This is a genomic window from Helicobacter felis ATCC 49179 (genome assembly GCF_000200595.1).
Taxonomy (GTDB): Bacteria; Campylobacterota; Campylobacteria; order Campylobacterales; family Helicobacteraceae; genus Helicobacter; species Helicobacter felis.
Genome location: NC_014810.2, coordinates 228,821 through 253,016, shown reverse-complemented (window position 1 = coordinate 253,016; position 24,196 = coordinate 228,821). Strand labels below are relative to the sequence as shown.

The window sequence follows — 24,196 nt, the reverse complement described above, 5'->3', positions numbered from 1 at the left end:
CAACCTTAGCTTATTTCTCTAAGATAGGGACTTTTAGCAGACTTTAAGTTTGCGAAAGGTAGCGTTGTGGATTTGGATTGGCAGTTTATGCGCCACGCCTTGCCTCTTTTTGGGCGTGGGCTTTTTATCACTCTTGAGATTTCCTTTTGGGGCATTTTAGGGGCAACTCTTTTAGGCTTTGGTGTAGCTCTGTGTTTGTATTTTAAACCCAAATTTTTGTTGCGTTTGGCGCGGGGTTATACAGAGTTGGCCCGCAACACCCCTCTACTCATACAGCTCTTCTTTTTATACTATGGCTTGCACGAGATAGGCTTGTCTTTAAGCGCACTCTCTTGCGCCGTGCTGGGCGTGATCTTTTTGGGTGGGGCGTATATGGCGGAGAGTTTTTTGCTCGGGCTAAAAGCTCTAAGCAAAGTGCAATTTGAGAGTTCTTTAAGTTTGGGACTCTCTAAATGGCAGAGTTTGCGTTTTGTGCTCTTGCCCCAAAGTTTGGCAATTTCTTTGCCTTCACTGGGAGCCAATACGATTTTTTTACTCAAGGAAACTTCTGTAGTGAGTGCGATTGCTCTAGCAGACTTAATGTTTGTGGCTAAAGATTTGATTGGCATTTATTACAAGACTAATGAGGCTTTAATATTATTGGTGCTTGCTTACTTGGTTGTGTTATTGCCCTTAAGTGGGTTGTTTGTGGCTTTGGAAAAACATTACACGAAAAAGATATGTTAGAAATTTTAAATCTCTTTAATGCGGATAACTTAGCGCGTTTGGGCGAAGGTCTTGCTACAACTTTAAGTCTTGCCTTGATTTCTATTGTGCTTTCTTTAATAGGGGGGGTGGCTTTGGGAGTGTTGATGACTTTTGGGGGGCGTGTAGCTAGGTTAATTTGCCGGGTATATTTGGAAGCGGTGCGGATTGTTCCGCTCTTAGTATGGCTGTTCATCGTGTACTTTGGATTTGCGTCTATATTGGATTTGCACATAGAAGCTTTTAGCGCTGGGGTTGTTGTCTTTGTTTTATGGGGGGTGGCCGAGATGATGGATTTAACTAGAGGAGCCTTAAGCTCTATTTCTCAACATCAAAGACAAAGCGCAACCGCTTTAGGACTAAAGCCCTTGCAAACTACTTTTTATGTTCTCTTTCCCCAAGCCTTTTTAGCATTATTGCCCTCCAGCGTGAATTTATTCACCCGCATGATTAAAACCACCGCTTTAATCTCTCTTATTGGTTCGATTGACTTACTCAAAGTGGGGCAACAAATTATAGAAGTGAATTTAATTAACATGCCCCATGCGAGTTTTTTTGTTTATGGATTGATTTTTATTCTTTACTTCATGCTGTGCTATCCCCTATCTCATCTTAGTCAGTATTTGGAGAAAAAATACCAACACAATAGAGGCTAAATGGCAATTTTACAAACTATCAATTTACAAAAACGCTACGGGGATCACGAAGTGCTAAAAGGCATTGATTTTAGCCTGCAAAAGGGGGAGGCGGTGGTGATTTTAGGGCCTAGTGGGTGTGGCAAGAGTTCGTTTTTAAGATGTTTGAATGGCTTAGAGGAGATTCAAGGGGGGCAGATACTCTTTAATGGAGAACAGATAGCCCATAGCAAAGATTGGACAAAGGTGCGCCAAAAAATTGGTATGGTCTTTCAAAATTACGAGTTGTTTCCCCATTTGAGCGTGTTACAAAATATCTTATTAGCTCCTTTGAAGGTGCAAAAGCGTTCTAAAGAGGAGGTTACACAACAAGCACACACTTTGTTAAAGAGAGTGGGGCTAGAGCATAAAATGCAAGCCTATCCTAGGGAACTCAGCGGAGGGCAGAAACAACGAGTTGCCATTGTTCGGGCTTTATGCATGCAACCTGAAGTGATGCTTTTTGATGAGGTTACTGCTAGTCTTGATCCTGAGATGGTAAAAGAAGTGTTAGAAGTCATTTTAGAGTTAGCTCATGAGGGCATGAGTATGGTCATTGTTACCCATGAAATGAAATTTGCAAGAAAAGTGGCGCATAGAGTGGTGTTTTTTGATGAAGGGATGGTGGTAGAGCAGGCGCATCCAAAGGAGTTTTTTAAAGCGCCTAAATCAGAGCGCGCGCAAAAATTCCTAGAAATTTTTAATTTTTTAGGAGATTGTTGATTTTATTATGCTAAAAGTTCAAATTTAGACTCTTTTAGATTATTTAAGAGGTGAACATGTTAGCATTGATGAGGGTTTTGGGTATTTTTTTAGTCGTTTTGGGTTTAGGATTAGCCGGTTGTGGGGATCATAAAAATCAGAGCAAAGAGAGTGGTCTAGCCTCGATCAAGCAGCGCGGAGTGCTCAAGGTGGGCGTGTTTAGCGACAAACCTCCTTTTGGATATATGGACAGCAAGGGGGAATATCAAGGTTTTGATGTCTATATTGCCAAGCGTATGGCTAAAGATCTCTTGGGGGATGAAAAGAAGATAGAGTTTATTCCTGTAGAAGCGGCCGCGCGGGTGGAGTTTTTAAAGTCCAATAAGGTGGATATTATTATGGCTAATTTCACCAAGACTAAAGAAAGAGAAGCTGTCGTAGACTTCGCTAAACCTTATATGAAAGTGGCTTTAGGGGTGGCTTCTAAAAATGGAGAAGTGAAAAGCATTGAGGACCTTAAGGACAAGCCCTTGATTGTTAACAAAGGCACAACGGCGGATTTTTACTTTTCTAAAAACTATCCTAACATTTCCCTTTTAAAATACGATCAAAACACTGAAACCTTTTTAGCCTTAAAGGACAATAGAGGTCCTGCTTTAGCGCACGATAATACTTTGTTGTTTGCATGGGTGAAAAAGAACCCTGAGTTTAAGGTGGGTATCCCTAGTTTGGGCGATCAAGATGTAATTGCTCCAGCGGTGAAAAAGGGCAATAAAGCTCTGCTAGAGTGGCTTAACAAGGAAATAGACACTCTAACAAAAGACGGGTTCATCAAAAAAGCTTATGACGCTACGCTCAAGCCCGTTTATGGGGATGAGATCGATCCCAAGACGGTGATTTTTGAATAAGTTTCCCCCCCCCCCCCCCAGTTTGGGGGTTTGTACATTTAATAGATATTACAAAATTAAGAATAGTATTTTTATCAGAAATTTTATCATTAATCCAAAGTTATTCGTTTTTTATTTAAACAGCTCATCTGTACAATTAATCAATCAAGGAGTCTCCTATGTTTTTTAGTAAGAAAAAAAATGCAGAACACATCCAACGCATTGCTGAGGAGCACCATGAGCTAAAAGCCGTTCATGGGGCTATTGATAAATCTGTCGCTATGGTGGAATTTGACCTAGATCGCAAGGTAATCAGCGCGAATGAAAATTTTTTAAACCTCATGGGCTATTCCTTAGATGAAATTCAAGGCAAACCCCATGCCTTATTTTGCAATCCTGAGTATGTCAATGCTCCGGAATATCTACAATTTTGGGATGCCTTAAAAGCGGGACAACACAAGTGCGACACTTTTAAACGCGTGGCTAAGGGAGGCAAAATTGTTTTCTTGGAGGCGAGCTATACGCCTGTTATAAACTCTCAAGGCAAACTCTACAAAATTTTAAAATTCGCTTCGGATGTAACCCCCCGCATTTTAGAGTACAATGATCTAAAGGCAGTATATAACGCCGTGGATCGTTCAATGGCTTTGATTGAATTTGACACGCAACTCAATGTACTTAAGGCAAATGATAACTTTTTGAAGCTCATGGGTTATACCATGAGTGAGATCAAGGGCAAATACCATGCAATCTTTTGCGATCCAGAATACACCAAGCAACCTAGCTATAGAGCCAATCAGGATAAATTACGCGAAGGGCAATTTGTTGGGGGCACATTTGAGCGAATTACAAAAAGTGGCAAAAAGGTCTACTTAGAAGCTACATATAACCCCGTCTTTGATGATCAGGGCAAGGTCTATAAGATCATCAAAATCGCCCATGATGTTACGAGCAAAGAGGACGACACCAAAGACAAACTCGCGATGACTTTAGAGCTTATCAAAGAAAATCAAAAACTCACTGGTGATGGAAGTGCTATGGTAGAAAAAACTGTATCCAATATCCAAAGCGTGGCCGATACCATGAAAAATAGCACACATTTAGTAGATACCTTGAGCTCACAATCTGAATCTATCTCTTCTATTACCCAAACTATTAAGGACATCGCCGATCAAACTAATTTATTAGCCTTGAATGCGGCCATTGAGGCTGCTAGAGCAGGTGAACACGGACGGGGGTTTGCAGTGGTGGCCGATGAAGTGCGCAAGTTAGCCGAGCGCACGGGCAAATCAGTCGCCGAAATTGGAGCGATCATTGGCTCCATTCGCGAGATCACTTCCCAAGTAGTAGGGCATATCACAGCTGGAATGGAAGCTTCTGCTAAAACTGTGGAATTATCCCAGCAAAGCAAAGCCTTGATGGACAAAATCAAAGAAGCGAGCGACAAAGTGGCCCAACGCATGGAAGTGGAGGCCTAATTTATCTCTCCTTGCTATTTTTGTGCTAATCTCTGCGACAAAAAATACAAGGAGAATCAATGAAAGTTAAAGCTGTGATGTTGGAGGCGGATTCTTTAGGGCGGACTAATAAACTTGCTCCTTTGGAGGAATTTGTTGATCTGACTTCCTACCCTAGCACCCCTAAAGAATTAGTCTTAGAGCGGTGCAAAGATGCCCAAATTGTCATTCTTAATAAGGTGGTGATGGACGCGCCTACACTCAAAAGTCTGCCCAAGCTCAAGCTTATCTGTGTTACAGCCACGGGGACAGATATTATCGATCACACTTGCGCGCAGGAATTGGGCATTGCGATCAAAAATGTAGAAGGTTATTCCACCCACAGCGTAACCATGCACACTTTCGCTTTAGTTTTTACTCTACTCTCCAACATGCCCTATTACGATCGCTATTGCAAAAGCGGGGAGTATTGCAAAAGTCAAGTTTTTGCCCACTTCAATAAAGATTTATTGTCTTTGGAAGATAAGGAATGGGGAATTATAGGGTTGGGCAATATTGGCAAAAATGTCGCTCGTATCGCTAGTAGTTTTGGTGCGCGGGTGAATTATACCTCCACAAGTGGGCGCAACCATGATAATACTTACCCTCAAAAGTCTTTGGAGGATTTACTAAAAACTAGCGATGTGATCAGTATCCATGCCCCACTCAATGATCAAACCCGTAATCTCATCAACGCCTCTAATTTGCCTCTCTTAAAAGAAAAAGCCATTTTGATCAATGTGGGACGCGGAGGGATTGTCAATGAAGAAGCGGTCGCTAAAGCCTTAGAAGTGCAAAATTTTTACTACGGCGCAGATGTGTTTGAAAAAGAGCCTATGCGCGCCAATCACCCCTTTTTAAACCCCCATATCCAACACAAACTTTTGCTCACCCCCCACATCGCTTGGGGCTATGGCAACACCATTAAAAAGCTCGTGGAGGGCACGATTAAAAATGTTAAATCTTATTTGGAAACTAGGGATTGAGTCGGATTCCTATTCCAAACCGGTTAGAAAATACATTGTATTCATAAAGTCCATCCCCATAGCCATTAAAGTATTGGGCGTAAATGCCCACAAAGGGATTAACACGGAAGGTATAACCCAAGCGCACCGCGCCATGCCAGCGTTTGAATTTCCAATAAGGGGTGAAAATATCATAGAGACGCATTTCAAAATGATGCCGTCCTCGCCTGTATTCCACAAAAGCATTCCCATAACCCATGTAATCGATCAAATCTGGATTAGATTGGTTATAGGGAATATAGGGCCAGTAGCCAATTCTAATTTTGAACCCCCCTTTTTGCCATGTGAGCTTGAATACCGGGCGTTGCCCGGCACTCACTGAGCGACAACCCCCATCAAGCCCCCCCTGCTGGACAATTATGTTCTTATTCTCTTCTGTAATGTGAATGGGTGTTCCCGGAAAGGCATCAGTGGGATTCCCATTGCGAAAGGGTTGGTAGCACTGCCTGCCCCCAATGCCATTGGAAATATGTTGCCAACCAATCCAAAACTCGCTCAGATACCCCATCTTCTTAGTAAAAAAGGGGATATTGAGAGGGTAGACATAAATAAGCTCGGGCATGTAATTGACCATGCGCATGGGCGCACTTTGAGGATTATTGTAGATCTGAAACCAGTTGGTTTGGGTGTAGGCTAAATAAAGCGTGCCATTGGTGAAGAGAAAATGCCTAAAAACAGGCACTTTAAAGCTAATTTGAAATTTAAACTCGGTGCTTTGGTAGCGGTTAATGTCGGGATGATACCACTGGTAAATGGGGGTAAAACTATGGTAAAAAGGCATAAAGTAAGTGCCGCGGTATTCCATAATATCCAAGTATTTTTTGGCAAAATCAAGGAAAGGATGGGACTTTTTAGGTTTCTTGGGGGCAATTTCCCAGCTATTTTTCAAGCTATAAAAATCCGGTTTGTAAAAATCATCACGGGGCGCATCAATATAGCCTGTGTTTTTGAGTTGCGATTTGCTAAGTCGCCCACCAAACCCCTCACCCTCTAGGCATAGAATGCAGCACCCAAAGGCGATAACAAACTTACGCATTTTTGAAAAATTGCAAATATAGAATCAGCAAGACGATCACAGGAGCAATAAAGCGCACACTGAAAAACCACACTAAAAAGGCAGGGCGACTCAAAAAGCGCGCGCTAGCCTTATAAATGCGTTTTTTATGCATAAACCACCCTAAGAAAATCAAAGAGAACAGCCCCCCTAAAGGCATTAACACCGCCGAAGTGATGAAATCTGCCCAATCAAAAACGCTTTTATGGAAAAAAGTTAAACTCTTAGCGTAATCCTTGTGTATGGAGAGAATTACCAATAAACCCAGAATAAAAATCCCCAAACCCACCAAGTAAGACGCTTTAGAGCGACTCCATTTTAAGCGGTGCATCAAATAGAGAATTGCGGGTTCTATTAGTGAAACTGTGGAGGTAATGCCCGCAAAGATCAAGGCTAAAAAGAATAAAAAGGCGATAAAAGAGCCCGTTGCGCCCATGCTATGGAAAATTAAGGGCAAAGAGATAAAAACTAACCCCACCCCCTGAGAAGGCTCGCCATTAAAATTAAAAATAAAGGTAAAGATCATCAAGCCCGCTACTAAAGAGATTCCAATACCGGGCAAGACCACCCATAGCGAACTGCCCAAAAGATTCTCATTAGAACGCGTGAAAGCTGCATAGGTGGTGATTGTTCCTACTCCCAAACTTAAAGAAAAAAACATTTGCCCCAAAGCCTCTAAGAACACCTTGCGAGTGATTTTACTGGCATCAAAACTAAACATATAAGAGCACGCCTTAGAAAAACTAGGCAGAGTCATGGCATAAAAGAGCAAACCAATAAAAACTAAAAACAACAAAGGCATTAGCCATAAACTTAAGCGCTCAATCCCCTCTTTGATCCCTTTAGAGACAATCCACACGGTGAGCCATAGCCAAAGACTAAACCCGGCCACTTGCCAAAGCAAATCACTAGAACTCAGCGTGCTAAAAGTTTGTTGGGCCACTTGCAAAGAAGCGGGTAAATTAAAACTCACTTTGAGCAAATAATAGAGAATCCAGCCTAGCACCACCGCATAAAAAGACATAATGATAGGCCCTCCCACCAATAAAACCGCGCTCCAAGACCAAATTTTTTTATGCTTAGTATTGAGGTGCTGGTAACAAGAAACCACATCTTTACGCCCTAAGTTGCCAATTACCATGTCTACTAAGAGCATGGCCACCCCTAAAGTGAGGGTAAGCCCCAAATAAAGTAAGACAAACGCTCCCCCGCCATTACTCCCAGCCATATAGGGGAAACGCCAAATGTGCCCTAGCCCAATAGAGCTCCCTAAAGTGGCTAAGATAAAACCTAACTTAGAAAAACCCATACTAACCTTGCAGAACCTTCACAGCCCAAATGACTAAAATCACAATAGGAGCAATGAATTTAAGCAAGAACACCCACACTAAAAACATCCATCTACTTAAAAAGTGCAAGCTTACTGCATAGAGTTTCGTCTTGCTCACTACCCAACCCACAAAGATTACAGAAACTAATCCCCAAAAGGGCATAAGAATAGAGGTAGAAAAAAAGTCAGTGAGATCAAAAAGGTTTTTGCCAAAAAAGCTCAAATGTTTTTCATATTTAGCATTCAGAGATAAAACCAACACCACGCCCACCGCAAAAACTACTGCCGTAAGTACCCATGTCGCTTTAAAACGCGAATAATTTTTGTCCACCAAATACTGCACAGGGGGTTCTAAAAGCGCGATGGTAGAGGTGATGCCCGCAAAGGCCAAAGCGCATAAAAACAAGATGGACACCAAGCTTCCTATTGATCCCATTTTAGAAAACACCACGGGCAAGGACACAAAAATAAGTCCCGCGCCCTGTGAGGGGTTGGCCCCGTATTCAAACACAAAAGTAAAGATCATCAAGCCTGCCATTAAGGAAATGACAATTCCGGGCAAGACAATCCAAATGGCGCTTTTGAGTAAATCCTGTTTATAGTGCGTGGAAGAGGCATAAGCGATATTGATCCCTATGCCCAAACTCAGAGCAAAGAAAACTTGCCCTAGTGCGCTCACAAAGACCTTTTGGTTGAACTCAGCCAAGCGAATCCCAAACATAAAATCTAGGGCTTTTTTAAAGGAAACCTGCGTAGAGGCGTAGATGAGCAAACCAATAAAGATGATGAACAAAAGGGGCATTAAAACAAAATTGAGCTTTTCGATGCCATCTTTGACACCCCTAGAAACCACCCAAGCACTGAGCAAGAGAGTTACAGCCAATCCGGCAACTTGTATGCCAATGGAATTACCCAAAAGATTAGTTAAAATTTGCTCAGAAGCCTTGATATCTGTAGGCAAATTGAAACTCACCACTGTTAGATAATAAAACACCCAACCTAGCACAATGCCATAAAAAGTTAAGATGATGGGCCCGGTGAAGAGCATCAGCCCCGCATAGCGCCAAGTTTTGCGCTCAGGATGGGGGTCTAGCTCGGCAAAGGCGCAGGCGACATCTTTTTGCGTGCTCTGCCCTATCACCATTTCAGCAATCAACATCGTGAGCCCTATGGTGAGTGAGAGGATTAAGAATAGAATCACAAAACCACCCCCACCACTTGTGCCGGCCATATAAGGGAAACGCCAAATATGTCCTAATCCTACCGAACTCCCTAAAGCGGCTAAAATAAAGCCTAACCTAGAAAAGTTGTTCACTTAAGGCTCCTTTCTGTTGGAATAAAAAAAGTCGCATTCTAGCATAATAAGGTTTAATGTTTACTAGATTTAGATAAAATTAAGGTTTTTAATATCATTTTTTGGGGTGGTATGCGTTTTAGGGTTTATTACGAAGATACAGATTGTGGCGGGATTGTCTACCACGCCAACTATTTAAAATACTGCGAGCGGGCTCGGAGTGAGGTGTTTTTTGCCAATGACCTTAGCCCTTGCGATCAGCAAGGCTTTTTTGTGGTGCGATCTCTGCAGGCGCAATTTTTCACCCCGGGCAAATTAGGCGACACCCTAGAGGTTTTGACCAAACTCAAAGAACTTAAAAAAGTCAGTGTTATCTTAGAGCAAGAGGTGATCAGAGTTGCGCCCCAAAGCGCGCGCCTCTTTTGCATGCAGATTAAACTAGGCTTTATCTCCCAAGCCACCCACGCCCCAACACCCATCAGCGCGCCCTTTGTAAGTTTGCTAAAAAGCCTGCTCTAGCACCCTTGAGAGTGCAATTCTGGAGCTTTTTGACTCTGAGGAATCATAGGAGTCATGTTGGGAGAAAAGGTCGTGGTATCTATCTTATAAAAAACATTTTGTCCCTTTTCATAACCCACCACTATGAGCGCATCCTCAACCAAAGCCAACGCGCTAGGATTGCTAATTTGACTAGGCAAACCATAGGCATCGAGCACTTGTGCGCTGAGCGGATCGATCACCAATAAAGTGTTAAAAGCTTTGCTCAAGGCCAATAACTTGCCTTGATAGAGGGTTAGCCCAGTGATATAAAACTCGCCTAAATGGCGTTGTGCTTTTAGCGGAGTGTTGGTAGTGGCTTGCACTATACGCTCAGAATTTAGGCCCAAATCTTGATCTAGCATGCTAATTAAGATCAAGTTTTTGTAACGGGCATTGGGCACACTCAACATATAAGTATAAGTGCCATCACTGCGCGCGCTGAGCACATAGGAAGTTGAGGCCCGACTTGTGCGTAAGCGGTTGCGCCCCAATTCCTCAAACTGGCGCGCCCCTTGCACGAATTGCGCGAAATTATCCCCTGTTTTAGGGTTGTAGCGCACATCTGCACTGCTTTTATTTTGACCCATCACCCTAATCACATTGCCCACCATATTTACGCCTACAAAATTCTCCACCGTTGCAGAATAGTATTTGTCCAGCACAAAATGTGTCAAGATTGTTTTTAAATCTTTATCCACCACATAAAAGCCCTCTTTCTGTGTGCCGATCAAAAAGGTATTTTTGAAGAGCGCATTATCTCCGGCGAAAGTGTTGGGGGAAAAATGAAAATGGCTAGGCTTGGGGGCAGGGGCGCAACCTTCAGAGAGGGTGGGGCTAGCTAAAAGATTACTAGGCGCACCAATAGGGGCAGTTTTGGGCGCACTTAGGAATAAGAGATCACTAATGGGAGCATTGAGGGCTAGAGAGTTGGTTATTTGCGATCGCAGAGGGAGTTCTTTGCGCACTTGCAGGGGAGCGTTGTGGTAATCGCGATCCCATGCGTGTTTGTCATCAGCTAAAATGGGAGATTCTACGATTCTTTTTCCCCAAGTTCTAGGAAAGCCCATGTGCTTCCAATTTTGCGCGCTCCAAACATTCTCTTTTAAATTCCAAGAAAAGCGGATGGGATCGCCCTGCCCTAGATAGGGAAAGGGACCTGTAGAAATGAAAGCTTGCACCATGTTTGTGATGGCGATCACGCCCACGATGAGAAATGCCCAGTTATTCGCTTTGGTCAAATCGCGATAGGTGCGCCGACTTCCGTGTGCATAAACCCCTCCCTCTTGAGCTAAAACCTGAAAACTAGGGGCAAAGAGTAACAGCCCTCCCAAAATTAATACCACAAACCAAAAGACCACATGCGCCCAAAATTGCGTGTGTAACCCCAAAATGGAGAGCGCAAATCCCTGACCGACATCTTCTAGGGCGTGGTTGCCATAGTGATAGAAGCTTTGGTATAGCCCTCCGGCCACAATTAGAAGCAAAATCGCTAAGTATTTGGGCTTCAGGCCATAGCGCAAAATAAACAGCCCGGCTAAACCAATATACACCATGCTTTGGCGTTCTGCCCAACACTGAATACAGGGTGAATCTCCATAAATAAAGCCCAATACAAGATTGCCAATCCCTACTGGCAAAGAAACAATCCCAATAATGGCTAAGGAAAAAAGAAAGTAAAATTTTCGAGTTTGTTCCATGATATTCCTATAAGTTCACATTAGGAAAGAAATTAGAGGTATGGGCGACAAACATCACCAACTCCACTAACCACGCGATCACAAAAATTCTAAAAGCTAATTTTTCATAGGTGGGTTTAAAAAAGAGTAAGCACACCACCACAAACACCGCCATAAAGCCTAAAAATTCCACCACGCGCTCCTTCAGGCTACAAAATCAGATGAGACTTTGAGTATAACACAACAAAATTCAAAAATTAGGTTTTAAAATATGGGGAGTGTAAAACCCCCTCTTTTTCTAGTTTATTGGCAATGATGGCATTCAAAAGAACGATCGAGCGCGCCTGTTTCCAAGCTTGGACTAGCTGTACGCAGATAATAAGTAGACTTTAAACCTAGTTTCCATGCCAAGTGATAGATTTCATGTAAAAGCTTCCCACTCGCTTGATCGGGGCGTAAAAAGAGATTGAGGCTTTGCCCTTGATCGATCCACTTTTGGCGCACAGCTGCTAGGCGGATAATGGCTTTGGGATCGATGTCGTAGGCAGAAGTGTAATAATGCCAAGTCTCTAAACTAAGTTCAGGCACCACAACTGGGATCATCCCGCTTAAATTTTCCTCAAACCATTTTTTTTGATAAATGGGCTCAATCGTTTGAGTCGTGCCCACCAAAATAGAAATCGAACTTGTGGGGGCGATGGCCATCAAATAGCCATTTCTCAAGCCATGTTGCTTGACCTGTGCTTTTAAACCCCCCCAATCGCAGGTAGGCTTATGCGGGCTGATCTCCCAAGCTTGGCTCTTTGCCTTGTCCATAGGAAAGATTCCTCGACTCCACTCTGAGTTTTCAAAATGGGCATAACTCCCGCGTTCTTGAGCTAGCTTACAACTCTCTAAAATCGTTGTATAGCTGATTTTTTCCATCAATGCATCAATATAGTGCGCGTGCTCTACACTTCCCCATTCTATTCTAGCTTGAGCCAAAGCCTGCGCTTCGCCCATCACGCCAAATCCTATAGCACGGCTTTGTAAATTTGTGCGCTTTGCCTTATCAATGGGGTAAAAATTTAAATCGATGATATTATCTAGCATCCGCACAGCGATAGGCACAACCCGCGCAATGTCCGCCTCGCTTTGCACCTTGCTAAGATTCAAGCTTGCTAGATTACACACTGCCACCTGCCCACCTTGGGCAATTTTGGTGGTCATAAAAATGCGCTTGCCCTTCAGACTATCGTTGCTAGTGAGTTTATTGGCTTTTTTGGTGATGTGCGCATCTGTTGTAATGAGGTCTTTTTCCTCATAGTATTCTAGGCTTCCATCTACAAACTCCACCGCCACTTTATAATGGCTACTGCCCGTCATTTGATAAATTTCGGTGCAAAGATTAGAGGAGCGGATAAGTCCGGTATGACCATTGAGATGCGCATTATTGGCATTGTCCTTAAAGCCCAAAAAGGGTAATCCGCTCTCAAAATAATTCGTGAGGATTTTTTTCCACAGCGTGCGGGCTTCAATGCGTTGCTTGATAATATTTTCATTATTCTCATAAGCCAAATATTTTTGGGTAAAGACATCTCCATAACATTCTGTCAAGTCAGAACACACATAAGGATCAAAGAGAGTCCACATCCCATCTTCTTCCACTCTCTGCATGAACAGGTCGCAAATCCAAAGGGCGGGGAAGAGATCATGGGCTCTACGGCGCTCATCTCCGCTATTTTTGCGCAAGTCAATAAACTCTAGCACATCTTTATGCCAAATCTCCAAGTAAACGGCAATCGCCCCTTTGCGTGTGCCCAGTTGATCAACCGCAATCGCGACATCATTGACAATTTTTAAAAAAGGAATCGCTCCTGCGCTCGCTTCCTTATGCCCATCAATATAGCTCCCCAAACAGCGCACTTGAGAAAAATCCCAACCAATCCCTCCGCCGTATTTGGACAAGAGAGCCATGTCTTTATAGCTATCAAAAATCCCTTCAATATTATCCGGAGTTGAGCCCACATAGCAAGAACTCAACTGATGGTTGGGCGTGCGCGCATTAGCTAGAGTGGGGGTAGCGCACATCACTTCAAAACGGCTTAAAACCTCATAAAATGCTAGAGCCTTTTCATTAGGATCGCTCTCATTTTGAGCTAAAAACATCGCTATAGCCATAAACATATGTTGTGGCAGTTCGATAGGACGATCTTGCTTGTCCTTGAGCAAATAACGATCATGGAGGGTTTTGATCCCCAAATAATTAAATTGTAAATCACGCTTGGGTTCTAGGGCAGAATTAAGCCGATCTAGGTCAAATTTTTCTTTGAAACCTCGCACAATACGCCCTTCTCTCTCACCCACCTCAAAATATTCAGCGAGGTGTTTGTAGCCCATAAAGCCACTTACCTTGTGGTAGAGATCAAATAAAAATAGACGCGCTGCGACAAAACTCCAATTAGGGGCGTGGACATCAATGTGATCGATCGCGGTCTTAATGAGCGTTTGCTGGATGTCTTGAGTCTTAATGCCATCCTTAAAAAAATGCGCTTCTAGTTCTAATTCGTCCTTATTGATTCCCTCTAGCCCCTCTGTGGCGCTGATAATATATTTTTGGATTTTTTCCACATTTAAAGGTTCGGTGCGCCCGTTGCGCTTGATCACCCTCACTTCCATGCTCCCTCTCATTTCTTGGCTCTGCGGCGCGCTGTGGGGTCTAAGAATTTCTTACGGATACGCAGATTTAAAGGCGTAACCTCTAAAATCTCATCTTCTTCAATCCACTCTAGTGCCCTCTCTAAAGCCATGCGTCTTGGAGGCGTGAGCTTGATCGCATCATCGCTCCCACTCGCGCGCATATTGGTTAGATGTTTAGATTTAATGGGATTGACTTCTAAATCATTGTCCCGGCTGTGCTCACCAATCACCATGCCTACATAAACTTTAGTCTGGGGGTCGATAAACAGCGCGCCTCTCTCTTGGATATTAAATAGAGAAAAAGCCGTAGCTTCTCCATTTTCCATACTTACTAGCGCGCCGTTTTTGCGTGACTCCACACTCCCACTAAAGGGACGAAATTCTAAAAAGGAATGATTCATCACGCCCTCGCCCTTAGTGTCTGTCAAAAACTCAGAGCGATAGCCAATCAGCCCCCTAGCTGGAATCTCAAATTCTAAACGGCTGTAGCCATCATTCATCGGATTCATCGCTTTCATCTCCGCCTTGCGCCGCCCGAGCCGCTCAATGATCGCCCCACTAAAATCTTGAGGGGTGTCGATCACCAGATGCTCAAAGGGCTCTAATTTGATCCCATCTTGCACTTTAACGATCACCTCAGGGCGCGAAATACTAAATTCAAAGCCCTCACGGCGCAAATTCTCAGCCAAAATCGTAATTTGCAACTCTCCGCGCCCACTCACTTTAAATTTTCCCTCGCCCATTTCCTCGCATTTCATGGCGATATTGGTTTGCATTTCTTTAAGCAGGCGATCTTTGAGCTTGTTGGCCGTAACATGCTTACCCTCTGTGCCTGCTAGAGGGGAATCATTGATAGCAAACACCACGCTCATGGTGGGCTCTTCTAAGTGCATGGGGTCTAAGGGCATAGGATTATTAGGATCGACTACGCTATCGCCCACATCCATGGCATTAAAGCCAGCAATAGCAATAATATCGCCCGCTTGCGCTTGTTCGATTTCCATGCGCGCTAAGCCTAAAAAGCCGATCAGTTTTGTGATTCTGCCTGTTTCCTTGCTCCCATCGCTTTTATACAAAGCAACTGTATCTCCCTTTTTGATCTGCCCATTAAACACCCTAGCAATTCCAATTTTGCCCACATAATTATCATAATCCAAAGTAAAAATTTGCATTTGCAACGCATTATTAGAATCTCCACTGGGGGCAGGCACATGGGAGAGAATGGTTTCAAATAAGGGTTCTAAATTCTTTTTCTCATCGCCCAATTCCTTGATCGCATAACCCTCTCGTGCGGCCGCATAAACGACCGGAAAATCTAACTGGGCATCGCTTGCCTCCATCGCCACAAAGAGATCAAACACTTCATTCACCACTCGATCTGGATCGGCAGCGGGTTTGTCGATCTTGTTCACCACCACAATGGGGCAAATACCAAAGCTCAAAGCCTTTTTAACTACAAATTTAGTCTGAGGCATCACTCCCTCTTGAGCGTCCACTAAGAGTAACACGCCATCGACCATTTTTAACACCCGCTCTACTTCGCCCCCAAAATCGGCGTGCCCGGGAGTGTCAATAATATTAATTTGGGTGTCTTTATAATGGATGGCTGTGTTTTTGGACAAAATGGTAATGCCCCGTTCTTTTTCTAAATCATTGCTATCCATCATGCGTTCATCGAGCTTATCCCGTTCGCCAAAAGTGCCCGACTGGGTGAGCAAACCATCGACTAAGGTCGTTTTTCCATGATCGACATGCGCAATGACAGCGATGTTTCTAATATGTTGCATTAAAGCCTCTTGATTGATGATTTTTTTGAGGGCTCAGTATAACCATTTGCGTATTAAAAAATCCTATATTCGCTAGCAAGCGAAATTGCTAACCAAAATCCTCCAAATAAGCACCCCCTTAAGGTTAAATATCACCCTTTTTTTGTAGTTCTACTACCTCTACTCTGCTCTTTTAAGAGCCAAAAAGCTTTAGATCCAAGTTTTAACACGCCCTTCACAAAGCGATATAAATCGACAAAATAACGCAAAATTATTTTCAAACCCCTATAAACAAGATTATCCGGAGTGATACCCGCATCTTGAATAGTTTGTCTCAAAGTGGTGCGCATAGGGACATCGGTGGGATCGATACAAACATCATCGATATAGCCCTCCGGCTTAGGCTCTCCTAATTTTAGAGTTTGCATTTTTTCTTGAGAAAGGGCATTTTTATGCGGACTTAAAGGCAATATTTTAGAAAGCGCGCTATTGGGAATTAGAGCGTAAAGTTGGGCATATTGTTGGGCCAATTTAATGCCTTGAATATCAAGGTCTTTTGCGTGTTGAGAATCTGGTCTTATAGTAAAGTGCGGGCTTTTAGCATGGTAAAAATGCCCCAATCCCTCTAGGTAAAAATCTAACCCAGCGCAATAGATTTCTTTGTAGCCCAAGGCGATTGCTACGACAATCATCATCACACCAGTGGTGAAATGTTGTTGGTGAAAATTACGATGGGTAGTGTAGAGTTTATAAAAAGGCTCTAGATTTTGTAGCAAATCGTAAGTGTTGCGCGCCCCTGCATAATGCTTGTCTAGGTAATCTTGGGCGTGTGTACAGCAATTCCCAAAATTCATAAAAGGCGCAATGGTCGAACAAAACAGATCTTCAAAATAATATTCTTGGCGCAAACTTAATTCTCTAGCCGTTTTCATCTGTATATCAAAGACTTGCGCGTTAAAAAACACCCCCTTGACTTCTTTGCCCAGATAGTATTTATCCTCAAAATAAAACTGGTTGCATCTAAAGACATCAAAATCGGGGGGAAAAAGGCTATAGTCTAGGTCTTTGATACTAGGACCATTGCCAGCGATGATGAGGGGCTTAAGCGGCATACAAGCCCCCTTGCGTAAAACTGATCCTTACGCGACTAAAATCACCACTTAATTTCACCCCCCCCCCCCCCCCAATATCCGGCGCATCTGAGGGAACACCCTTTCTATATTTCCAAAGCAATTTAAGTCCTTTTTTGTCGGTTAAGAAGCGCGCAAGAGCGCGCAAGAAGCGATACAAATCTAAGAAGAAAGAAACAATAATGTTAGAGGGACTTAAACCCGCACTGCTCAACACTCGTTTTAAAAGAATTTTGCGCCCAATTGGTATGGGGGTTTTTGGAGGGGCTATCAAGATGTCTTGGATATATCCCGGGGGTTTTTCATACCCTAAGTGTAGGGTTTGCATTCTCTCTTGAGAAAGGGCGTTTTTATGTGGACTTAAGGGCAAGATTTGCGCTAAGGGGGTGTTAGGCACTAGAGCGTAAAGCTGGGCGTATTGTTTGGCAATTTCAATAGCTTGCATGTCCAATTCTTGGGTGTGCATGGGGGCATGTTCTAGGATAAAAAAGCGGCTATTATCTTGATAAAAATGCCCCAATCCCGTTGTGTAAAAATCAATCCCTGCTAGGTAAATTTCTTGATAACCCAAAGCGATCGCACTAATGAGCATCATAATTCCACCAGTGAATTGTTGGCCTTGAAAATTGCGCGCCTTTGTGTGCAGGTCCAAAAAGGGTTTTAGAGTCGCTAGAAATTCATAGGTGTGGGTGATATTAGTAAAGTGTTTGTCTAAAAAAGAGCGGGCATGCAAGGATTGCAGAGCGCTGTATCTTTCACCTATATTATTGGGTAGTTCACGATTCTTATTGTAACTTGGATCAAAGGGATTTGGATCAAAGGGGCTATACTCTGCATCTGTGGCGCAATAAATGGTATCTAGCTTGTACTCATCGCGCGCAACTAGCTGGCCGGCCGTTTTCATTTGGAGGTCAAAAATCCATGAATTAAAAAACACCCCCTTGACTTCTTTGCCCAGATAGTATTTATCCTCAAAATAAAACTGGTTGCATCTGAAGACATCAAAATCGGGGGGAAAAAGACTATAGTCTAGGTCTTTGACACTAGGACCATTGCCGGCAAGAATTAAGGGTTTCATACTGTTGCTAGAAGAAAGAGATAAATTACGCATCAAAATCCTTTAAACAATCAATATCTAAGGCGTGATCCAAGGCAATCTCATACCCCACAGGCGCATCGTTGAAACTTGTGTCTTGGTTGAGAGTAGCGCATGGATGGATATAGATCGCTCCATTGATTTTATAATAAGCGGGCAAATCCTGACGGCGCACAGAGCTAGGGATATTGAGCAGGGATTTAAGGCGGTGGTTGTGCAAGGTGCGCATGAATAAAGGATGTTCACGCACCAAGTGCACGCTCGCTAAAGGCAAATAGCCCTCTTGCTCAAAGAGCGCATAAGCTCCCTTAATATCCTGCGCATCTCTGAGGGGGGAAGTGGGTTGGAGCACCATTACATGATCGAAAGACATCTTCAAATCCTTATAATTTTGCAGGGTTTCTAAGAGTCCGCTAATGGTGGGAGCGGTGTGGCTTGAAGCCTCTTTAGAGCGCAAAAAAGGCGCATTTGCGCCATAACTCTTAGCAATTTTGGCGTATTCTGGGCTATCCGTGCTCACTAAAATCTCGCTAAAAATTTGGGCTTTTTTGGCAGCTAAAATGGTGTGTGCCATCAAGGGTAAACCCCTAAAATCCTTGATATTTTTATGAGGCACACCTTGACTACCACTTCTTGCTGGGATATAGGCCAAAACTTTAGTCATGGGCAAAATACTTTTGGGTGGGAGTGTCAAAAAGTGCAGGGGTTAGGGCGTTTAAAAAGTTCTCTACGCTCGCGCCCGTGCCAAAATGGTAGGCAGGCTCTAAGCGGGGCTTGTTTTTAACTTCTAGGATCGCTTCTAAAATGGCGTGGCGATTCTCGCGCACTTGCATAATGTGGGAGGCTTGAGCGCGTTTGTACTGGCGGCTACCCAAATTCAAGCAAGGCACGCCATACACTCCCGCCTCTCTAATCCCGGCACTAGAGTTTCCGATGATGAACTGGGCGTTCTTGAGCAAAGTCAAAAAATACTCAAATTTCATGCTCGGAAAACACACAAAATTAGGGATATTTTTCAGAGTCTCTAGGGCGTTTAAAATGGTCTCTGAACCTAGATCGTTATTAGGATAAATGCACACAAAATTTTGCCCCCTTTGGCTAGCTAACTTGCACCCCTCTAAGATTTCATAAATCGTATGGGGCAGGTCTATTAGTTCGCTGATGACAGAATGGTAGGTAAAGATCGCATACTCCCCCTTAAAAGCTTGAATCTGAGAATAGCGCGACTCCACTTGGGGAAAACTAGGTAAATCTCCCAACATCACATCAATATCACTAGAGCCGATCACAAAGATATTTTCTGCCCGCTCGCCCATTTGCAACAAAATTTGGCGGGCGCGCTCCTCACACACAAAGTGCAAATGCGCTAATTTAGACACACTATGACGGATGCTCTCATCTAAAGTCCCGCTAAGCTCCCCGCCCTCAATGTGCGCGCTCAAAATGGAGTTAAAACTCCCCACGATTGCGCATGCCAAAGTTTCCAACCTATCGCCGTGGAAAATGATGAGATCGGGGCGTTGTAAAGTTACGAAATGGTGGAACTGCTTGATTGTGTCGGCTAGGGCTAAATCCATTTCTTGAGGAGTGGCTTTAGCTAAAAAGACATGCTCAAAACCATCTTTAAAGATTTCAATATAAGTGCTGCCGTATTTTTCCAAAAGGTGCATGCCACACACAAAGATCGCGTAAGTGATTTTGCCTGCCATGGGGTGATCTAATTTGCCCTTTTCTAGCGCATCTATGGCTTGAATCAAGGGTTTTAATTTGCCATAGTCCGCTCGACTGTTGGTAACAAAAACTAAATGTTTTTTCATGCCAACATGTCAGCTGAGATATGGCTATCTTTGGGGATAAATACCTTAGCCACCCGTCCCAAAGTCTTTTCATAATCCTTAGCTAAAATCCCCTGTGTGCCCGGGCGCTTCACCCAAGAGTTTTCTTTGCTAATCGCCTGTCCGGGAGCGATGTCAGCAATAGCGACCATTGTAGCAAAGGCAAAATCTCGAGTAACCTGCTCCTCTGCTAAGTGGGTTTTAGCCCCTCCGCGCATTAAAAAGAGTTCCTGCGCGCTTTGCACTAAGTCCTGCGCCTCTAGTGGGTCCATAGAACAAATAATATCGGGTCCCTCGCGATCTTTAGAATCTGTAAAGTGCCGCTCTACTAAGCTTGCCCCTAAGGCGATCGCCCCCTTGCAGGCGTTGTTATTGAGAGTGTGATCGCTCAAACCTACCGGCACACCCGGGAAAGCTTTAGAGAGTTGCACCATCGCGCCCAAACGCACCAAGTGGGGAGCGGTGGGGTAAAGGTTAGTCGTGTGCATCAAGGCTAGGGGGACTCGATCTAATAAAAAGCTGACATGCTCTTTAACAGACTCTAGGCTGTGCATCCCTGTAGAGATGATCATGGGCTTTTTAAACTGGGCGATGTGGGCTAAAAGGGGCGTGTTATTCATCTCTCCTGACCCAATTTTAAAGCCCACGACCCCGATATCCTCTAAGAAATTCGCCGCCGCACGGCTAAAGGGCGTGGAGAGGTAAATCATCCCCAGTTTTTCTACATACTCTTTAAATTCCCGCTCTTCTTGGGGGCTTAGGGCGCATTTTTTCATGATCTCATAGATGGAAGAAGAACTATTGCCCGGGATGACTTTTTGAGCTAGTGGGCTCATCTCATCCTCTATAATGTGGGTTTGGTGCTTTAACACCTCAATCCCTGCGGATTTGGCCCCATCGGCCATAAGCTTAGCGATTTCTAAACTCCCTCCATGGTTGATTCCTACTTCTGCTACTACCAAAGGCGGGTGGTCTAAACCAATTTGCCTAGAGCCTAAATTGAATGTCATGAATAGCCTTTAAAGGGTATGGCTTATTTTAGCCAAAATGACTTTTTTTGTCCTAAATGGCGCAAGCGTTGGTAAATCTCCTCCCATGTGCGCCTTAAATATCTTCTAAGAGCCAATCACTTTTGGGAGCTTGTCCAACAAGAGTGATCCAAAAAGTCCTGCAAAACACCAAGCACGCCTAAGCGCAAGTTTGCGCTACTGATATCAAGGCTAATTTAGATTATAATCTAAATTCTATCACACGCTTTTTTAGCGTATTGAGCGATTTTTTGCCCATCAGCAGGGAGTCTTTATGACCTGAAATACAACATGGTTAAATTCTGATAAGCATTATCCGTGCCTCAATACTGCAACCATTAACAATATGAGTATTTTTCCCTAGACTGCACTAATTAAGATGATCAAAATAGAATATTAAAAATGTTGTAATGGTGGAGGATAGCGGGCTCGAACCGCTGACCTCCTGCGTGCAAAGCAGGCGCTCTCCCAAACTGAGCTAATCCCCCACAATAAGAAGTAAAAAAGAATGGTGGGCTTAAGAGGACTTGAACCTCTGACCTCACCCTTATCAGGGGTGCGCTCTAACCACCTGAGCTATAAGCCCGTAAAAACCAAAGGACATCACTAGATGCCTAAATAAGACCATAAAGGTGTTAATCTAACAAAGATTTCCTTAAAGCAACATAAAGAGATTAAAAATATGAGAATACTCTCATAAGGCTATGTTTTTGTATCGTGGCGTAGCGGGGAATATACGCTTCTAAATTTTGAGTGAGAAGTTTATAGTAATTCAAATGGCTTATGAAGTTTCTAAATACACACCCAGCACATTTTACAAGACAACAAAGCAGGAAGAAATTTTTCACCACTTCATCCAAGAGCTACAATGAGTAGAAACAAAACCTCATCTGAGAATTAACAATTTGATCAAAAAAAGCAATCTCAAGCGCGTTTAGGCTTATCTTCTTTTAAGCTCAAACAAGCCCCTAACACTGCTCCTACCCCAGCGCCTACAAGAGTACCTACCAAAGGCACCATCGAGCCTAAGAATCCACCCACCACAAAGCCTGTTACAGCTTTGGGTACCTTAGGGTGGGATGTGTCCTCTGAGGAATCTTTAGGCATCATTGCCCTTAATTTTATCTTTAAGCTCTAAGCCAACTCCAGTAGCGACCGCTCCTAAAGCCACCACAGCTCCTACAACGGGCACTGTAGCCAGTAAAAAGCCCACACCCACACCCATTCCCACAGATGCTTTAGGTGCGGTTTTAACCATCTTATCAAAGGCTTCTTGTGCCTTTTGGCAATATTGTTTCTGTTCTGGGGTTAAGCGTAACATTCTCTCTCCTATTCTAGTAATTGCAAAGCTTCTTGATAAAGCGCAAAATTTTTAAGCACCCAATCTTTGAGCTGGTCCACTTTTTGGGTGGAAATACCCATTTCTTTAGCATATGCGTAGATGGTGTCGCGTTCTCTATCATGCCAATGACTATCTGCCAAAGCCACAGAAACCAACTCCAACAACATGGCATGTTTGGCCTGATTGGTTGTAAATAAGTTTCCTAGCTCGCTTAAGGGAATTTCTTTTTCATGGATTCCATGTTCGCATTGCTGTTTAATCACATCCAATGCGCCAAGTTGCAACTCATGCAACACGCCATCAGCCTCGATCACCTTTCTAGCCAAATACAAAAATACCTGCTGTTGCGTGGTATCTAAAACTTGGATAAACATACACGCCCTTTTACAAATCTCATCCGTGCACTATAACCAAAAAATTTGAGAATCGATTAAATAAGACTACACCTTCCACACACGCCAACAATCCATCCCCAAGATTCTAGCACTCTCTTGACTGGGCTTACGCGCATAAATCGCACCCTCCACACTCTGTCCCAAACATTCTACAATGAAACCATGGCAATTATTTTTAAACAAGTGATAATCTCTAGCCTGTCCCACTAAAGCTAGCGCTCTCTTAGCCACTTCTAAATCTCCAATAGCTCTTTTGCCCAAACAAGAGACAAAAATCATCTTGCCTCCGCTAAATGTTTGAGAATCGCATTGTTCGATCTTGCTCCCATTAAGTTTACCTGTCAGATGCACGATCTGCCCCCCGCCCACATAAATTCCGCTGTGTGAAAGCGTGTCCACTAAATCATGCCATAACACACTGCCAATAGCCGGCTCGCTCACACCATCACCCTCCCGGTAAATAGGAAAATCTTCTAGGTATTGTTCATAAAAATTTTGCGCCATCTGTTTTGTGGTAAGCAAAGTGTCTATATGTGTGCGGATTTTAGGGGGCAGGGCGTGTTTGGCAATCACTCCGGCTGTGGATAGGACGGATTCTACATCTAAGCCATTTTTTAAACTTTTCCTAACTTCTCTTGGCACTATTCTCCCTGCTTAAAATTTGACTTCATAAAATAGGGCGTATTTTTCATAGCTCTCAGTTTGGGTTTTGCACGCCCCAGAACCACCCACCTCTACGCCTAAGTTTAATCGAGATAACTTGGCTAAAAACCCCTTAGCAAAAAAGTTTTGCAAGCCCTTCTTCATGCCAATTCGCGCTTGAAAGTCCGCTTGCTCATCGCTAGCTTCTTGGAAAATTTTTTCCATTTCATAAAACCTAGAAACAAATGCACCCGCCTTAATTCCCCCCTCTCTTTTAAAGGTCTCTACAATGTCCGCTACACCTAATTTTTCTAATGCACGATCGCTAATTTCATTTTCATCCAGCCATGCTTGCAATTCCTCAGGGGTGCACTTGCCTCCAAGATCACCGGATTTATGCTTGAGTGTGGAAGATTGTTTTTTCTCTGTCCTTTGGGTATTTTGGAGCTGGGCCTGCGCAGAAGCTTCAAGCACAATAGCACCTGCATCCCCCTCCATGTGTATCCTCTCTTCTAACGCTTTAAATTCCTCTTGATTCCTGCTCATTTCGTAGCAAAAATCCGTTTTGCCCATTTTACTAAAGAGTGTCCCCAAAAAGTGTGCCAAATCTTTATGGTAATCTTCTTGATAGGTATCTAGGGGGTAAAAATGCCCGGGCAAGATGTCCGATTCAACCGCCACCAACGCGCCCTCTTTAGAGGGTTGAATCTCACGCGTGCCACACACTAACGGGCCTTCTTTAGTCTCATAACCTTCAAAAACTTTCATCTCCTGAGGGAAAAGGCTCTTAGCCGCGCTAAACTCCTGCGCTTGAGATTTGTCTAGTAAGATAACTTTATTCATTGCCGTCCTTTTGGTTTT

General features: G+C 43.5%; 24 protein-coding genes and 2 tRNA genes. 7 read left to right on the top strand and 19 right to left on the bottom strand.

Going from position 1 to position 24,196, the window contains the following annotated elements; genetic code table 11:
- Positions 1 to 66: 66 nt before the first annotated feature.
- From HFELIS_RS01365 to HFELIS_RS01340, 6 genes are all read left to right on the top strand, one after another.
- Entirely contained in the window at positions 67 to 726 is a 660-nt protein-coding gene (locus HFELIS_RS01365) for an amino acid ABC transporter permease (protein WP_162467500.1), read from the top strand.
- Positions 720 to 1,400 (top strand): amino acid ABC transporter permease, encoded by a 681-nt coding sequence (locus tag HFELIS_RS01360; RefSeq protein ID WP_013468745.1) that lies wholly within the window; start codon positions 720 to 722, stop codon positions 1,398 to 1,400. The genes HFELIS_RS01365 and HFELIS_RS01360 overlap by 7 nt, the downstream gene beginning before the upstream one ends.
- Positions 1,401 to 2,141 (top strand): amino acid ABC transporter ATP-binding protein, encoded by a 741-nt coding sequence (locus HFELIS_RS01355; RefSeq protein ID WP_013468744.1) that lies wholly within the window; start codon positions 1,401 to 1,403, stop codon positions 2,139 to 2,141.
- A 56-nt stretch (positions 2,142 to 2,197) separates the two neighbouring features.
- Complete coding sequence (locus HFELIS_RS01350; RefSeq protein WP_013468743.1) at positions 2,198 to 3,028, top strand: cysteine ABC transporter substrate-binding protein; 831 nt, start codon at positions 2,198 to 2,200, stop codon at positions 3,026 to 3,028.
- Between the two features lie 158 nt (positions 3,029 to 3,186).
- Complete coding sequence (locus HFELIS_RS09625) at positions 3,187 to 4,485, top strand: methyl-accepting chemotaxis protein (RefSeq protein ID WP_013468742.1); 1,299 nt, start codon at positions 3,187 to 3,189, stop codon at positions 4,483 to 4,485.
- 59 nt (positions 4,486 to 4,544) lie between these two features.
- On the top strand, positions 4,545 to 5,489 hold the full coding sequence (locus HFELIS_RS01340; protein WP_013468741.1) for a D-2-hydroxyacid dehydrogenase: 945 nt from the start codon (positions 4,545 to 4,547) through the stop codon (positions 5,487 to 5,489).
- Here HFELIS_RS01340 and HFELIS_RS01335 read toward each other — a convergent pair.
- From HFELIS_RS01335 to HFELIS_RS01325, 3 genes are read right to left on the bottom strand one after another with little or no spacing between them, the layout of a single operon-like run.
- On the bottom strand, positions 5,479 to 6,564 hold the full coding sequence (locus HFELIS_RS01335; RefSeq protein ID WP_013468740.1) for a phospholipase A: 1,086 nt from the start codon (positions 6,562 to 6,564) through the stop codon (positions 5,479 to 5,481). The genes HFELIS_RS01340 and HFELIS_RS01335 overlap by 11 nt on opposite strands.
- Positions 6,557 to 7,891 (bottom strand): sodium-dependent transporter, encoded by a 1,335-nt coding sequence (locus tag HFELIS_RS01330; protein ID WP_013468739.1) that lies wholly within the window; start codon positions 7,889 to 7,891, stop codon positions 6,557 to 6,559. The genes HFELIS_RS01335 and HFELIS_RS01330 overlap by 8 nt, the downstream gene beginning before the upstream one ends.
- A gap of 1 nt (position 7,892) precedes the next feature.
- Positions 7,893 to 9,227 (bottom strand): sodium-dependent transporter, encoded by a 1,335-nt coding sequence (locus tag HFELIS_RS01325; protein ID WP_013468738.1) that lies wholly within the window; start codon positions 9,225 to 9,227, stop codon positions 7,893 to 7,895.
- Positions 9,228 to 9,338: 111 nt separating this feature from the next.
- Between HFELIS_RS01325 and HFELIS_RS01320 the strand changes: the two genes are divergently transcribed.
- Positions 9,339 to 9,725, top strand: a complete 387-nt coding sequence (locus tag HFELIS_RS01320; RefSeq protein WP_013468737.1) for a YbgC/FadM family acyl-CoA thioesterase — start codon at positions 9,339 to 9,341, stop codon at positions 9,723 to 9,725.
- Here the strand turns inward: HFELIS_RS01320 and HFELIS_RS01315 are convergent.
- The 16 genes from HFELIS_RS01315 to HFELIS_RS01245 form a co-directional block, all read right to left on the bottom strand.
- Entirely contained in the window at positions 9,722 to 11,443 is a 1,722-nt protein-coding gene (locus HFELIS_RS01315; protein WP_013468736.1) for a disulfide bond formation protein B, read from the bottom strand. The genes HFELIS_RS01320 and HFELIS_RS01315 overlap by 4 nt on opposite strands.
- Positions 11,444 to 11,450: 7 nt before the next feature.
- A complete protein-coding gene (locus tag HFELIS_RS09155) occupies positions 11,451 to 11,615 on the bottom strand; it encodes a hypothetical protein (RefSeq protein ID WP_013468735.1) in 165 nt (54 codons plus the stop codon).
- A gap of 110 nt (positions 11,616 to 11,725) precedes the next feature.
- On the bottom strand, positions 11,726 to 14,080 hold the full coding sequence (locus tag HFELIS_RS01310; protein WP_041302695.1) for a ribonucleoside-diphosphate reductase subunit alpha: 2,355 nt from the start codon (positions 14,078 to 14,080) through the stop codon (positions 11,726 to 11,728).
- A gap of 8 nt (positions 14,081 to 14,088) precedes the next feature.
- Entirely contained in the window at positions 14,089 to 15,888 is a 1,800-nt protein-coding gene (gene typA, locus HFELIS_RS01305; RefSeq protein WP_013468733.1) for a translational GTPase TypA, read from the bottom strand.
- Positions 15,889 to 16,019: 131 nt separating this feature from the next.
- Positions 16,020 to 16,979 (bottom strand): alpha-2,3-sialyltransferase, encoded by a 960-nt coding sequence (locus HFELIS_RS01300; RefSeq protein WP_013468732.1) that lies wholly within the window; start codon positions 16,977 to 16,979, stop codon positions 16,020 to 16,022.
- A complete protein-coding gene (locus HFELIS_RS01295) occupies positions 16,969 to 18,108 on the bottom strand; it encodes an alpha-2,3-sialyltransferase (RefSeq protein WP_013468731.1) in 1,140 nt (379 codons plus the stop codon). The genes HFELIS_RS01300 and HFELIS_RS01295 overlap by 11 nt, the downstream gene beginning before the upstream one ends.
- The gene (locus HFELIS_RS01290; protein ID WP_013468730.1) at positions 18,101 to 18,757 is read right to left on the bottom strand and encodes an acylneuraminate cytidylyltransferase family protein; all 657 of its coding nucleotides are present in this window, start codon (positions 18,755 to 18,757) and stop codon (positions 18,101 to 18,103) included. Before HFELIS_RS01290 ends, HFELIS_RS01295 begins: the two co-directional genes overlap by 8 nt.
- Positions 18,750 to 19,910: a UDP-N-acetylglucosamine 2-epimerase gene (gene neuC / locus HFELIS_RS01285; RefSeq protein WP_013468729.1), complete on the bottom strand. Its 1,161-nt coding sequence runs from the start codon at positions 19,908 to 19,910 to the stop codon at positions 18,750 to 18,752. Before neuC ends, HFELIS_RS01290 begins: the two co-directional genes overlap by 8 nt.
- Positions 19,907 to 20,938 carry an N-acetylneuraminate synthase family protein gene (locus tag HFELIS_RS01280; protein ID WP_013468728.1) on the bottom strand — a complete coding sequence of 344 codons (1,032 nt, stop codon included), beginning with the start codon at positions 20,936 to 20,938 and terminating at the stop codon, positions 19,907 to 19,909. The genes neuC and HFELIS_RS01280 overlap by 4 nt, the downstream gene beginning before the upstream one ends.
- 429 nt (positions 20,939 to 21,367) lie before the next feature.
- A tRNA-Ala gene (locus HFELIS_RS01275) sits at positions 21,368 to 21,444 on the bottom strand.
- Positions 21,445 to 21,465: 21 nt separating this feature from the next.
- Positions 21,466 to 21,542 (bottom strand) — tRNA-Ile (locus HFELIS_RS01270).
- A gap of 338 nt (positions 21,543 to 21,880) precedes the next feature.
- The gene (locus tag HFELIS_RS01265) at positions 21,881 to 22,063 is read right to left on the bottom strand and encodes a glycine zipper domain-containing protein (RefSeq protein ID WP_013468727.1); all 183 of its coding nucleotides are present in this window, start codon (positions 22,061 to 22,063) and stop codon (positions 21,881 to 21,883) included.
- Positions 22,056 to 22,277, bottom strand: coding sequence for a hypothetical protein (locus HFELIS_RS01260; RefSeq protein WP_013468726.1), 222 nt, complete (start codon positions 22,275 to 22,277; stop codon positions 22,056 to 22,058). The genes HFELIS_RS01265 and HFELIS_RS01260 overlap by 8 nt, the downstream gene beginning before the upstream one ends.
- Positions 22,278 to 22,285: 8 nt before the next feature.
- Complete coding sequence (locus tag HFELIS_RS01255) at positions 22,286 to 22,672, bottom strand: tellurite resistance TerB family protein (protein ID WP_013468725.1); 387 nt, start codon at positions 22,670 to 22,672, stop codon at positions 22,286 to 22,288.
- A 66-nt stretch (positions 22,673 to 22,738) separates the two neighbouring features.
- Positions 22,739 to 23,335, bottom strand: coding sequence for a lecithin retinol acyltransferase family protein (locus HFELIS_RS01250; RefSeq protein ID WP_013468724.1), 597 nt, complete (start codon positions 23,333 to 23,335; stop codon positions 22,739 to 22,741).
- Between the two features lie 12 nt (positions 23,336 to 23,347).
- Positions 23,348 to 24,178, bottom strand: a complete 831-nt coding sequence (locus HFELIS_RS01245) for a hypothetical protein (RefSeq protein ID WP_013468723.1) — start codon at positions 24,176 to 24,178, stop codon at positions 23,348 to 23,350.
- Positions 24,179 to 24,196 lie beyond the last annotated feature (18 nt).